The organism is Sulfurospirillum diekertiae (genome assembly GCF_002162315.1).
Taxonomy (GTDB): Bacteria; Campylobacterota; Campylobacteria; order Campylobacterales; family Sulfurospirillaceae; genus Sulfurospirillum.
Genome location: NZ_CP021416.1, coordinates 137,329 through 150,081 on the forward strand (window position 1 = coordinate 137,329; position 12,753 = coordinate 150,081).

A 12,753-nucleotide genomic window follows, 5' to 3' on the forward strand; every position below is an offset into this window, starting at 1 on the left:
AAAATAGTCTCAATTTTGAAACAATAGAGGAGATACCCTATGAAAAAGATCGAAGCAATTATAAAACCGTTTAAGCTTGAAGAAGTTAAAGATGCACTAGCAAGTATTGAAGTCACAGGTATGACTGTGAATGAAGTAAAAGGTTACGGAAGACAGCAAGGCCACTCTGAACTCTACCGTGGAGCAGAGTATGTTGTAGATTTTTTGCCAAAGATTAAACTAGATATTGTTGTTGCTGATGAAAATGTAGACAAAGTAATTTCAACGATTTTAGAAGCAGCAAAGACCGGTAAAATAGGTGATGGTAAGATTTTTGTGAGTGATATTCAAAGAATTATTCGCATTAGAACAGCTGAAGAAAACGAAGATGCTATCTAAATTTTAAGCTTTGTGATTAAATTTTAATCACAAAGCTTTTCCTCTTTCTTGTACAATTATCCGTTACATTTTATTTCACACAAAGGTTATGTGTAATGGATCAATCTCATATGCACTATATTATTGACACTTTCTTCTTACTTTTCTCTTCTGTTCTAATTATCTTTATGGTTCCGGGCTTTGCAATGCTTGAAGCGGGTCTTGTTCGTAGCAAAAATGTTTCGGCTGTACTTACAGGCAATGTCATGCTTTATGCCATCACTTCTTTTATTTTTTTACTCTGGGGTTACAATAACATGTTTGGCGGAAATGGCTTCTTCCTTGAAGGTGTGACTACAGATGGATATAGTCCTTATGCCTATTTTTTATTCCAAATGGCGTTTGTGAGTAAAACCGTTTCCATTATGAGTGGTGGTGTGAGTGAGCGTATTCGCATTATTCCTTTTATGATTTTTGCGGTATTGATGAGTGGCTTTATTTATCCTATCGTTGGAAATGCTATTTGGGGTGGAGGATTTTTAAAAGAGGTACATGATCTTGCAGGGTGTACTGTGATTCACTCTGTGGGAGGTTGGGCACTGCTGGCGGGTATCTTGGTTTTGGGTGCTAGGCGAGGTCGTTATAGCAAAGAAGGACAGATACGAGCAATTCCCGCTTCAAACATCCCACTGGTAACACTGGGAGGCATGCTCCTTTGGATTGGTTGGTTCGGTTTTAATGGAGGAAGCGCATTTCATATCTCTAGTGTTGAAAATGCAGACCTTGTTGGGCTCATTATTGTCAACACAAATACAGCTGGCCTTGCGGGCGCAATTATAGCAGCCATGATTGTGTATATACAGTATCGAAAACTTGATATTACGATGATACTAAACGGTGCATTGGGGGGCCTTGTTGCCATTACTGCTGGTGCCGATGTGGTTGGCCTTTGGGAACCAATTATCATTGGTGCTGTAGGTGGAACATTGGTCGTTTTTGCGATTCCTCTTTTTGATAAATTCAAAATTGATGATCCTGTGGGTGCACTTTCTGTTCATTTGGTCAATGGTATTTGGGGCACGATTGCTGTAGCGCTTTTTGCTGATTTTTCACTGGTTACACAACTTAAGGGAATTGCTATAACAGGGCTTTTTACCTTTCCTGTCTCATACGTTGCCTTTGTAATTATCAAAAAAGTCATTGGGCTTAGAAGTGATGAAGAACATGAGTATGTAGGGCTTGATCTTGAAGAGTGTGGCTTGGAAGCGTATCCAGAATTTATTAAATCAAAAGTCTAAAACAGTGCTATATAGGGAGCTTTGGGCTCCCTAACTTCTTTACATGTAAACTATCCCATCGGGTATAAAATCTCTTTTTGAACTTTTTCACATTCATTTAATACCTCAGGACGGAGCTTAATCTCCAGGGCTTTGAAGCTCTCTTCAAGCTGTGTCGCATAACGCGCTCCAATGATAGTAGAAGCGACAAAATCAAAGTGCATACTCCACGCAATGGCAAGGGTAACAGGGCTCATGTCGTATTTCCTTGCAATCTCAATATATTTGGCTGTTGCAGTTAAGGATTTATCATTAACAAAGCGTTTGTACATTGCTTTTTGTCTGGGCTCTCCTGTTTGCAAATATTCTCCAAAACGGCTTTTAGGATCAATAAACGCTTGGTTGTATTTTCCGCTAAGCACACCACCAGCCATCGGTGAGTAAGGAAGCAGTGAAATGCTCTCTTTACGACATACATTCGCAAGTTCGTCTAAGAAGCGGGGATTGAGCAGTGAGAAGTTATTTTGAATGGATTCAAAACGTGCCAACTTTTCATATTGAGAAATTGTATTTGATTTCGTCAGCCCATAGGCTGAGTCATTGGATGTACCAATGTAGCGTACTTTGCCAGATTTAATGAGTTCATCAAAGGCTAGCATCGACTCCTCTTTGGGTACAATTTCATCAGGCCAGTGGACTTGATAAAGGTCGATGTAATCTGTTTTGAGACGCTTCAAACTTCCCTCAACTGCTTTTTTAATATGAAAACGATCGATTGCCGTATAGCCATGACGAATGGGTGGTACAAACCATCCGTTCGCTGCACCTGCAATTTTAGTTGCCAAAATGATGCTTTCACGGGGCTTTGTTGCAAGCCATTCACTGATAATTTCTTCAGTGACTCCAGCATAACTCTCTTTGGGAGGAACGGGGTAAAGTTCAGCCGTATCGAAAAAATTAATGCCGCGATCATATGCAGTATCAAGTATTCTGAACGATTCTGCCTTATTGCTCCAACTGCCAAAACTCATGGTGCCCATACAAATGGGTGTCACTCTCAGTCCGCTTTTCCCGATGTAACGATATTCCATCTCTCTAGCCTTTTCTCTTTTTTCAAAGTATAACATTTTGGCGATGCTTTGATATAATTAAATCTCTTCGAATAAGATCAAAAAGGTTTTAGATGACACACACACTTTTTTCTCCTTTAGATATGCATTTGCATTTACGCGATGAAGCGATGCTTAAAGTAGTCGCACCCCTGAGCGCGCACAGCCTTGCGGGTGGTATCATCATGCCCAATGTTGTTCCTCCGATTACGACTATTGAAGCGGTACTTGCCTATAAAGAGCGTATTATAAATGCTATTGGTAGCAACGTATTTGAGCCTTTGATGACACTTTTTTTTCGCTCGGATTATAGTCGTGAAATTTTTAGAAAAAGCAGCTTTACATGTAAAGGCATTGAAGCTATACCCATCAGGCATTACAACCAATTCTGAGGGTGGCGTAGCAAGCATGGATATTGAGATATTGCGTCCTGTTTTAGATGTAATGAGTGATCTAGGGCTTATTTTATGTGTGCATGGCGAAACCAATGGATTTGTGATGGATCGAGAAAAAGAGTTTGGCTCGATTTATGAAAGTTTGGCTTCTGCCTTTCCTCGCCTCAAAATCGTTATGGAACATATCACCACCAAAGAGAGTGTGGCTCTTTTAGACAAATATGAAAACCTTTACGCAACGATCACACTTCATCACTTACTTATCACGCTTGATGATGTTGCCGGTGGCATGCTTCAACCGCACCTTTTTTGCAAACCGATTGCCAAGCGGTATGAAGACCGTGATGCACTTTTACATGTAAGCCTTAAAGCCCATCCTAAAGTGATGTTTGGAAGTGATTCTGCGCCACATCCGATTCATAAAAAAGAGTGTTGCGGTTGTGCGGCGGGTGTTTTTACAGCACCCATTGCCTTGCAAGCTCTCGTAGAGTTGTTTGACAAACATAACGCATTAGCTTCTTTACAAGCATTTGTCAGTAACAATGCACAAACAATTTATAACTATAAACCCCTATATAAAGAGGTTATCTTAGAAAAAGTACCCTTTCAAGTAACACACAGTTATGCTGACGTTGTCCCTATGTTTGCTAACGAAACATTAGCGTGGAGCATTAAGCATGTCGTATAAAATTCTTATTTTGGAAGATAATACATTACTTCTTCAAACTCTGGAAGATTTTTTAGGTGGACATGATTATATTTGTACGTTAGTTTCGAGTGGCAAAGAGGCACTTAAACAATGTTATGAAAACAAATATGATCTTTACCTTTTGGATGTTAAAGTCCCCGATCTGAGTGGATTTGATTTTTTAAAAGAATTGCGTGCATCTGGCGATCGTACCCCTGCTATATTTGTAACGTCCCTAAGCGATCAAGAGAGCCTGACCAAGGGCTTTATGCTAGGAGGCGATGACTACATTAAAAAACCTTTTGATCTTAGCGAGCTTTTATTGCGCATCAAAGCACTTTTAGCACGTGCGAAAGGCATTGTGGACGATTGGCTAGAAATTGATGATGCGTACAAGCTCAACCTTGCACGTAAACGTCTTTTTCACAATCAAGAAGAGCTTGACATCAATCTCAAAGATTTTGAACTGCTTTATTTGTTGGTAAAAGAGCGAGGCAAAGTAGTGACCAAAGAGATGATCCATGAAAGGCTTTGGAGCAGTAGTGAAGAGATCAACGAAGGATCAATCAGAGTTTACATCAATAATCTCAAAAAAATTTTTGGTAAAGACAGCATTTTAAATATCCGAGGAATTGGGTATCGTTTTGAGAAGTAGTGATAGAGCTTTTTTTATTCGCTCCGTTTTAGCTTTTAGTATTTCTCTCTGTTTTGTAGCACTCTTTGGCATTGTTTTATGGGAATATTTAGGTGAAAACAAAGTTTGGGTTGTTGTACCTTTGCTGGCTACTTCTTTAATCATCGGCTATCTCATCGTCTCGTATACCCTCTCATCTTTGTTTAAAACAAACCGTTTCCTCGATATTTTACTCAAAGACACACTTCATGAGCTCAACATTCCTCTTTCTGTCATCAATGCCAATCTTCAAATGCTTCAAGCCGATGAGCAAGACGTTAAAAAGCTCAAACGCTTAGAGCGCATTGAATTAGCCAGTAAAGATTTGTATGCACTGTATAAAGAGGTAGATTATTACATCAAGAAAGAGATTCAAGAAGATGTTCGTGAAAAGTTTTATTTGGATGAATTGGTTGACACCGTAGTTCAAAAACAAAAAGAGATGGCTAATGGTGTAGATATTTTTTATAATATTTTACATGTAGAACTTTTTGCTGATAAACATGGTTTAGCCAAAGTCATTTCTAATTTGGTTCATAATGCTTTGAAATACAACCAAAACCATAAACCCCTTCATATTTTTCAAGAAGAAGAGACGCTTGTCATTAAAGACCAAGGTATTGGCATGAGTGAGGCAGAGCTTTTTTTAGCATTTAATCGTTATTATCAGGCAGATACGACAAAAGAAGGATATGGTATAGGACTCAGCCTTGTAAAGGCATATTGTGATGAGTTTAAAATTGCTATGCGTATTAATTCGCAAAAAAAATGTGGGTACAGAGGTCATATTGGATATAGCGTATCTCTTGAATAAAAAAATGATATAATCAATAAAAATCATCATGGACATTACAATGGAAAATGAAGTCGTTTCTCAAAGTGACAAAGAGAAGTTTTTAGCCACATCGGAACTCTTTCTAAAAGAATTCGAAGAGAAGTTTATAGACTATTTTACTTGTCTGTGTGTCAGTTATGATAAGGTAATTACAAAAGAAGAGGCAAAAGAGATTGCCTTGGCAATCTATCAGGGACTCTTCAAGTGTGATTATGACATTGGAGAGCTTAGAGAAGATGTTTTTGTGCGTATGCGCCAAGATGGTGTAATGATAGGTTTTCTTATCAATCGGAGCATGTTTTATTTGATTGAACACTATATCGCCTTTGCAAAAATACATGATATTTCTCCACAAATTGAGCTTCTAATTGGATGTGTGAGTAGATTTATTAATCTAATAGAAAATGAAGTAACCCCTAAAGTATGCAATTTTACTGGAGCATTTGATATGAGCTTTAGTAATGATGTTATGTTTTCTCCAACCAATAATATTATCGAAACATTTAATCAAATGAGACTCGAAAAGCAAAGTGTTGTTTTTCTCAACCTTTATAAAGGTGTGCCTGTTAGTTCAGAAGCGACAGTAGTTGATATTGAAGGTGAAAATGTCACTTTTAAAATTGATCATTTGCAGGAAATTGCAATGAAGCTTGATGGTCAAGCCTTTATCGTCAAAAATGATTATTTTAATAAGCATTTAAAAGCAGATATCGTTTATAGTAATTTTCAAACAAATACAGTGGTGTTAACCAACTTCATTTATTTACTCAATATGCCTGCCCTTCAAAGAGAGTTTATCAGGGTACATCCTGATATCATTGCTAAAGTTTTTCTACATCAATTTGGTAATCTTCAAACCAGTGGTCGGTTATATGACCTTTCTATGAGTGGCTTAGGTGTTGTAAGTAATGAAAATAATGGCATGTTTATTGGTGCAAAAGTTTTAATAGCCTTTGAATTAAACAGTGCTTCTGTTTCAACAGATGGGGACAGAAAAATTGAAGTACAAGGCGAAGTTATCAATATTATTGAATATAAAGACTCCTATAGATATTGTATGCGTATTTTTCCGGATCGTATTATGAGTGAAAAAATTTTACGTTATATAACGTTGAGAGAGCGTGAAATCCTTGAAGATCTTAATAGTGAGTTAAAAGATTATTTGGTGTAGTAAGGGTGATGGTATACAAGCTTTAAAGCTTACATACCACCTTGTTTTTTCATTTTCATTTCGATTTTATGTCCGAACACTGAGAGTGAAAATGTAATTGCGAAATAAACTGCAGCAATAATCAGCCATGTCTCAAATGGTGAAAAGGTATTGGCAACGATTTCTCGTCCTACTTTGGTGAGATCGGTAATAGAAATAACAGAAACCAATGAAGAGTCTTTCACAAGTGCTATCATTTCTCCCACTAATGTTGGAAGTGCACGTTTGAGAGCTTGAGGCATAATAATATAAAGCATGGTTTGTGTATAGTTCATTCCAAGCGATTTAGCCGCTTCATACTGCCCTTTATCAATGGACTGAATAGCACCACGCAATACTTCTGCTATATAAGCTCCAAAGAAAAGCCCCAATGAAATAGCGCCAGCCAAAAAGCGTTCAAGCTCAAATATAGTAGCGATAATAAAATAGAAGATAAAGATTTGAACAAGAAGAGGAGTTCCTCGGATAATGGCAATATAAACAGTTGCTATATCTTTGAAAAATTGATAATTTGAGATACGCATAAAGGCAAGGAGCGCACCTATAGAAAATGCTAAAATCGCAGCAAGTCCTGAGACTTCAAGCGTAACAATTAGGCCTTCAAGTAAAGGTCCTATGTGCATCGATGTTTTTTTAGCAAGTGTATCGCGTTCATAAACGCTATCACCGTCTTTAACGTTAATGGAATATCCATTTTCTATTGCTATCTCTTTACTGTCATCTCGTCCTTGAATGATCAAAGATGTCCCATTGATTTTTATCGTTCCATCAAGTGGGGCGACTATAGTATCAGTTTTTTCATATGCGAAGTATTTAGGGACACTGGTCCACTTCCAAATATAGTTCATATTGGACGCAGCGACAAAGAGTAAATATCCAATGGCAACATAAAAAGCAACGGCCACTAAGTGACCGAATGCTTTATTGTGCAAAAGATTTTGTTTTCCTTTTGCCACTGGTTACATTACCTTTTTTTGCCAAGCGGTATCTGCGAACCATCTGTCATAGATTTTTTTGTAGGTACCGTCGTGTTGTGTTTGATTCAAGAAGTTATTAAGCCAGTTAAGGAAATCAGGATCACCTTTTCTGATTGCAAAACCAAGAGGTTCATATGTAAGCTCTTCATCTAAGTGAACAAGTTTGCCAGTAGCACCTTTTTCTGCAAAGAAGATCGCATTGTAAGGTTTATCATAAACCATTCCATCTGCATTGCCATTAAGAACTTCTTGTGCCGCATCAGCCTCTGTCTCAAAGGTTCTAATTTTAGCTTTTTTGAACATTTTACGAGTTGCAATTTCGCCAGTTACACCAATTTTTGTAACGATTGTATATTCTGGTTTATCTAAATCACTCCATTTTTTACCTGCATGTTTTTTAGATGCAAGAATAGTTTGACCAACACTGATGTAAGGATTCGCAAAGTTGATTTTGAGGTTTCTTTCTTGTGTAATCGTCATACCAGACATGATAATGTCGTATTTACCTGTTAAAAGACCTGCAATGATACCATCCCATGCGGTTGGAACGAGTTGAAGCTTAACACCCATGGCTTTTGCCATTTCATTGGCCATATCAACATCAAATCCGATGATGTTACCTTGTTTGTCTTTCATCTCAAAAGGCATATAACCTGGCTCTAGTCCAACGGTTAAGACTCCTTTTTGAATGATACTGTTGAGGGTTGATTTTTGCCATAGGTTGATATCATCAGCCATAGCATTAATACCAAGCATTACAAGTAATGCTACTAAAATTTTTTTCATTGCTACTCTCCTTAAGGGTTTATTTTTTAATGTGTTAATATTTCTTGTAAAAATTTCTGTGCGCGTTCTGTTTTTGGATTGGCAAAGAAAGCTTCAGGTGTGGCTTCTTCAATAATAACGCCTTCGTCCATAAAGACGATACGATCGCAAACTTCTTTAGCAAAACCCATTTCATGGGTAACACAAACAATGGTAAAATTTTCATGGGCAAGTTCACGCATAACATCCAAAACACCACCAATCATCTCAGGATCAAGTGCCGAGGTTGGTTCATCAAATAAAATAATTTTGGGTTTCATAGCTAACGTTCTTGCAATAGCGACACGTTGTTTTTGACCACCACTAAGCTCATTTGGATAGCCCTCAGCTTTATGTACTAAGCCTACACGTTCTAGAAGTTTAAGAGCTGCTTCATTGGCATCATGTTTGCTAATACCTTTGACTTTGCGTTGCGCAATGGTAATGTTTTCTAAAATCGTTAAATGGGGAAAAAGATTGAAGTGTTGGAAAACCATGCCAGTTTCGGCACGAACTTGGTTAATGTTAACTTTTTTTGCATAGAGATCAAATCCGTCAATAACGATCTCACCGTTATCAATCTCTTCAAGTTTGTTTATACAGCGAATAAGTGTTGATTTACCGCTACCACTAGGTCCGCAAATAACAACAATTTCACCTTCTGTAACGGAAAAATTTATATTTTTAAGAACATGAAAATCGCCATAATATTTATTAACATTTTCCATGCGAACAATAGCTTGACTCATTCAAACCTTTCTTGCGTTATGTGGCGTAAATCATAATTGTAGCAGTAGAATATAAAAGTAAGATAAAGGGCTTTGACAGTTGAAAAAGACAAAAATTATTAATTACAGGAAGGTACATTTCCACTATCACTGGCAAAAGAACTCAAAAAATGATATAAATTGGTAAGATCTTTTTCCGTAGTAATTAAAGGTGAATTGGGACACAAAGCTTTAATTGCAAGAGAGAGTTGGTTATTGTCATAAAAGGTTTTCCATTCATTAGCGGTATATTTTTTCCCCATAACGTCACCATTAAAACCACAAACAGGTTTTAAATATTGTGCATAAAATACTTTCCCTTTTACGGTGCTTGCATAAAGAGATGTTGAAAGCAAGCAAGTACCAAAAAATATGGCACAGATAATCTTTTTCATCGCAATCCTTTAAAGGCTATTTTTGTAATTTTGAGACGTAGTTTGCTACTTCATTTAAATCTTCCATATTCATATTCTTGACTTGTTTAGACATGACTAATGTGGTACTGTGGGTTTTGAACTCACTCTCTTTGTAAAATTTTAGGCTTTCCATCAGCTCTGCTACACTCTGTCCCGCAATGATGCCACTTTTACCAAAGGCTTTATTGCGACCATCGGCACCATGACAACCTGCACACTGCTTAAAAAGGGTTTCGCCATTATTTTGCGCAGATAAAAAAGAAGAGAGAAGAAGAAGAGAAAGAAGGGAATTTTTAATGTTTTGCGCCATGACCAAAAGCCTCCAATATTAAATAAGTATAAAAATATTTTACTAAATTTGATTATATCATGTTATTGATAGGGAGATAAATAAATTTTTTTTTTCGTAAGAAAATAATTTGTATGTGCTGTATTTTCACATATCATTTGATACAATGCCCCTTTTATCAAAGTGAGAGGTTAAGAGTGATAAGCAATAAATTTAAAGAGTTGGGCGCAGATTTTTTACTATTAATGGTTGCGGTGGCATGGGGAAGTACATTTTTTGTAGTACAAGCAGCGGTGAATGAAACACCTGTTTATACATTTTTGTTTTGGCGATTCTCTTTAGCAGGTCTTTTAATGGCATTTATTTCATTTAAACAAATTCGTTATCTAAATTTTAAAGTTTTAAAAGCAGGTGCTCTTTTAGGGCTTTTTATGTTTTTAGGTTATGCTTTTCAAACTTTTGCGCTTACGTATACTTACTCTTCAACAGTAGGTTTTATCACAGGGCTCAGCGTTATTGTCGTTCCTTTTGTGACATATCTTATTTTTAAACAAAAGGCTTCAATGTTCTCAACATTAGGAGCCATTATAGCTTCAGCGGGACTTTACTTTTTGACACTCAATAATGAATTAGGTTTATCTTTGGGTGAATTTTATGCTTTTGTTTGTGCAATGATGTTTGCATTGCATATTGTTTTTACGGGTCACCTCTCACGTCGACATAATATATACCTTTTAGTGACGATTCAGTTTTTAACAGTTGGTATTTGCTCTTTTATTGGAGGTTTTATAATGGAAGGTTCAATCATACCTCCTAATACTAATAGGTTATTTGTAGATGCCATAGCCATTACAGTTATTTTTGCAACAATTTTTGCCTTTTGGGTGCAAACAGCGATGCAACGTTTTACAACGGCAGCAAAAACTGCGATTATTTTTACGATGGAACCTGTAAGTGCAGGTATTTTTGGTTATTTATTTGCAAATGAACTTTTAACATTTCCACAAATATGTGGTGCTGTGATGATTCTAGGTGGTATGCTTACGGCAGAACTTGGCTCATACTATATGGAGCAGTATCGTAGAAGGAATAATGCTATTTAGCGTATGGAATATTAACGTCTTTCATTTTTTTAAGTTTTAAATATCTCCTTTAGAACTCGTTAGGATATATCTAATGCAACTTAGTTGTGACTTAATAACTTTTTAGATAACATTCATTATTAACTAATGAGGAAAATCATGAGTGAACAAATTAAAACATTGTTTCAAGAACACGACATCAAATTTACAGCCGCACGCTCCTCAATTTTAGAGGTGCTCAAAGAGACACATCATCCTATGAATTATGAGCAAATTAAAGAGAAGATGAATATTACAATGGATAAAGCGACGTTTTATCGCAATATCGCCAAGTTCGAAGAATTGGGAATGGTGCATAAATTTGAGGCCGATGATCGTAAGTGGTATTTTGAACTTTCCAGCACTACTCACGCCCATTTTATTTGTGAGCATTGTCATCAAATAACTTGTATGAATGTTGATCTTGGTAACGTGGAAGGTGATGTAAAAAGTATTGTACTTAAAGGTACATGTAAGGAGTGTCGCACATGAAAAAAACTTTTACATGTAAGCTTTTTAGTGCTGTTTTTCTTGAGTGGCTGTGCAGTTAAAAAAAAATATTACCACGTCAGAAACGTATGTCATTACAATTAAAAACAAACAGATAGCACTTTCCGATACGGGTTTTATCAATCAAGGTCAAGATTATACCAATGTGCAAATTTTCTCTGCAGGAAGTGTTCTTTTCAATCTTGAAATGATGGGAAATAACATCTGCTTGGATGGAAGATGTATGGATAAACTCTCTTTCAATCAGCAGTTCTTTCAAGAAGAACATTATGCAGGGTTGATGCAAGAGATTATTACTAAACAACCTATTTTTGAAGGTAAAAATTTACATCAAACGAATCATGGTTTTGAACAAGAGTTAGACTTTCCTCATAGTCATATTATCTATAAAATTGAAGACTCAAATCTCTCTTTTAGAGACATCAAGCAAGGTGTTCTGATCCGTTTAAAACCATTACAATAAAGGAACTTTATGAAATTTGTTGGAGCGCATGTCAGTGCCAGTGGCGGAGTTTTTAATGCTCCTATTAATGCTACAAAAATTGGAGCAAAAGCCTTTGCTCTCTTTACTAAAAATCAACGTCAATGGGAAGGTAAACCTTTAACCCAAGATGAGATTGATCGTTTTAAAGTCGAATTAGAAAAAGCGCAGATTCTACCCAAACATGTTCTACCTCATGATAGCTATTTGATTAATCTTGGCCATCCTGAGTATGAAGCACGTGAAAAATCGCTGAGTGCTTTTTTAGATGAGGTGAAACGCTGCGAAGCTTTAGGACTTGATAAACTCAATTTTCATCCAGGGAGTCATCTTAAACAGATAGATGAAGAGGCATGTTTGGAGCTCATTTGTGCATCCATGAACGAAGTGTTACGTCAAACTGAGGGCGTGACATTAGTCGTGGAGAACACAGCAGGTCAAGGAAGCAATATGGGTTACAAAATGGAACACTTAGGCTATCTTATGGATAACTCTATCGATAAAGAGCGTGTCGGGGTTTGCATCGATACCTGCCATCTGTTTACCTCAGGTTACGATATTAGAAGTGAAGAAGCGTATAGGCAAACGATGGAAAAATTTGCTACAATCGTCGGATTTAAGTATCTTAAAGGGATGCATTTAAACGATTCTAAGCCCGATTTGGGCGCTCGAGTTGATAGACATGATTCTATTGGCAAGGGAAAACTTGGGATCGAGCCGTTCAGGTTTATTATGAATGATGAACGCCTTAATGACATTCCTTTGGTCCTTGAAACAATCGATGATTCCATATGGGCAGAAGAAATCGCACTGCTTTATAGTCTTGTCAACTAAAAAACCTTAA

General features: G+C 36.8%; 15 protein-coding genes and 1 pseudogene. 10 read left to right on the forward strand and 6 right to left on the reverse strand.

Annotation, left to right across the window (positions count from 1 at the left end; translation table 11 throughout):
* Positions 1 to 39: 39 nt before the first annotated feature.
* Together Sdiek1_RS00755 and Sdiek1_RS00760 are read left to right on the forward strand one after the other, a co-directional pair.
* The gene (locus Sdiek1_RS00755; protein WP_087437446.1) at positions 40 to 378 is read left to right on the forward strand and encodes a P-II family nitrogen regulator; all 339 of its coding nucleotides are present in this window, start codon (positions 40 to 42) and stop codon (positions 376 to 378) included.
* A 95-nt stretch (positions 379 to 473) separates the two neighbouring features.
* Positions 474 to 1,655 carry an ammonium transporter family protein gene (locus tag Sdiek1_RS00760; RefSeq protein WP_087437447.1) on the forward strand — a complete coding sequence of 394 codons (1,182 nt, stop codon included), beginning with the start codon at positions 474 to 476 and terminating at the stop codon, positions 1,653 to 1,655.
* A 50-nt stretch (positions 1,656 to 1,705) separates the two neighbouring features.
* Here Sdiek1_RS00760 and Sdiek1_RS00765 read toward each other — a convergent pair whose 3' ends face one another.
* Positions 1,706 to 2,725 carry an aldo/keto reductase gene (locus tag Sdiek1_RS00765; protein WP_087437448.1) on the reverse strand — a complete coding sequence of 340 codons (1,020 nt, stop codon included), beginning with the start codon at positions 2,723 to 2,725 and terminating at the stop codon, positions 1,706 to 1,708.
* 92 nt (positions 2,726 to 2,817) lie between these two features.
* On the opposite strand from Sdiek1_RS00765, the pseudogene pyrC reads away from it, so the two are divergent.
* From pyrC to Sdiek1_RS00785, 4 genes and pseudogenes are all read left to right on the forward strand, one after another.
* A pseudogene (pyrC, locus tag Sdiek1_RS00770) lies at positions 2,818 to 3,826 on the forward strand (dihydroorotase).
* Positions 3,816 to 4,481 (forward strand): response regulator transcription factor, encoded by a 666-nt coding sequence (locus Sdiek1_RS00775; RefSeq protein ID WP_087437449.1) that lies wholly within the window; start codon positions 3,816 to 3,818, stop codon positions 4,479 to 4,481. The pseudogene pyrC and the gene Sdiek1_RS00775 overlap by 11 nt, the downstream one beginning before the upstream one ends.
* Complete coding sequence (locus tag Sdiek1_RS00780) at positions 4,459 to 5,313, forward strand: sensor histidine kinase (protein WP_238099072.1); 855 nt, start codon at positions 4,459 to 4,461, stop codon at positions 5,311 to 5,313. Before Sdiek1_RS00775 ends, Sdiek1_RS00780 begins: the two co-directional genes overlap by 23 nt.
* Before the next feature lie 40 nt (positions 5,314 to 5,353).
* Positions 5,354 to 6,505 carry a PilZ domain-containing protein gene (locus tag Sdiek1_RS00785; RefSeq protein WP_087437450.1) on the forward strand — a complete coding sequence of 384 codons (1,152 nt, stop codon included), beginning with the start codon at positions 5,354 to 5,356 and terminating at the stop codon, positions 6,503 to 6,505.
* A 29-nt stretch (positions 6,506 to 6,534) separates the two neighbouring features.
* Here Sdiek1_RS00785 and Sdiek1_RS00790 read toward each other — a convergent pair whose 3' ends face one another.
* From Sdiek1_RS00790 to Sdiek1_RS00810, 5 genes are all read right to left on the reverse strand, one after another.
* Positions 6,535 to 7,500, reverse strand: coding sequence for an amino acid ABC transporter permease (locus Sdiek1_RS00790; protein ID WP_087437451.1), 966 nt, complete (start codon positions 7,498 to 7,500; stop codon positions 6,535 to 6,537).
* Positions 7,501 to 7,503: 3 nt separating this feature from the next.
* The gene (locus Sdiek1_RS00795; protein ID WP_087437452.1) at positions 7,504 to 8,307 is read right to left on the reverse strand and encodes a transporter substrate-binding domain-containing protein; all 804 of its coding nucleotides are present in this window, start codon (positions 8,305 to 8,307) and stop codon (positions 7,504 to 7,506) included.
* Positions 8,308 to 8,333: 26 nt separating this feature from the next.
* Positions 8,334 to 9,074 (reverse strand): amino acid ABC transporter ATP-binding protein, encoded by a 741-nt coding sequence (locus Sdiek1_RS00800; RefSeq protein ID WP_087437453.1) that lies wholly within the window; start codon positions 9,072 to 9,074, stop codon positions 8,334 to 8,336.
* A 98-nt stretch (positions 9,075 to 9,172) separates the two neighbouring features.
* Positions 9,173 to 9,487 carry a hypothetical protein gene (locus tag Sdiek1_RS00805; RefSeq protein ID WP_087437454.1) on the reverse strand — a complete coding sequence of 105 codons (315 nt, stop codon included), beginning with the start codon at positions 9,485 to 9,487 and terminating at the stop codon, positions 9,173 to 9,175.
* Positions 9,488 to 9,503: 16 nt separating this feature from the next.
* Positions 9,504 to 9,818, reverse strand: a complete 315-nt coding sequence (locus Sdiek1_RS00810; protein WP_087437455.1) for a c-type cytochrome — start codon at positions 9,816 to 9,818, stop codon at positions 9,504 to 9,506.
* 176 nt (positions 9,819 to 9,994) lie between these two features.
* Between Sdiek1_RS00810 and Sdiek1_RS00815 the strand changes: the two genes are divergently transcribed.
* The 4 genes from Sdiek1_RS00815 (at position 9,995) to nfo (ending at position 12,743) form a co-directional block, all read left to right on the forward strand.
* Positions 9,995 to 10,900, forward strand: coding sequence for a DMT family transporter (locus Sdiek1_RS00815; RefSeq protein ID WP_087437456.1), 906 nt, complete (start codon positions 9,995 to 9,997; stop codon positions 10,898 to 10,900).
* Between the two features lie 138 nt (positions 10,901 to 11,038).
* A complete protein-coding gene (locus tag Sdiek1_RS00820) occupies positions 11,039 to 11,410 on the forward strand; it encodes a Fur family transcriptional regulator (RefSeq protein ID WP_087437457.1) in 372 nt (123 codons plus the stop codon).
* A 49-nt stretch (positions 11,411 to 11,459) separates the two neighbouring features.
* A complete protein-coding gene (locus Sdiek1_RS00825; protein ID WP_238099074.1) occupies positions 11,460 to 11,891 on the forward strand; it encodes a hypothetical protein in 432 nt (143 codons plus the stop codon).
* A 9-nt stretch (positions 11,892 to 11,900) separates the two neighbouring features.
* Positions 11,901 to 12,743, forward strand: a complete 843-nt coding sequence (nfo, locus tag Sdiek1_RS00830) for a deoxyribonuclease IV (RefSeq protein WP_087437458.1) — start codon at positions 11,901 to 11,903, stop codon at positions 12,741 to 12,743.
* Positions 12,744 to 12,753: the final 10 nt, after the last annotated feature.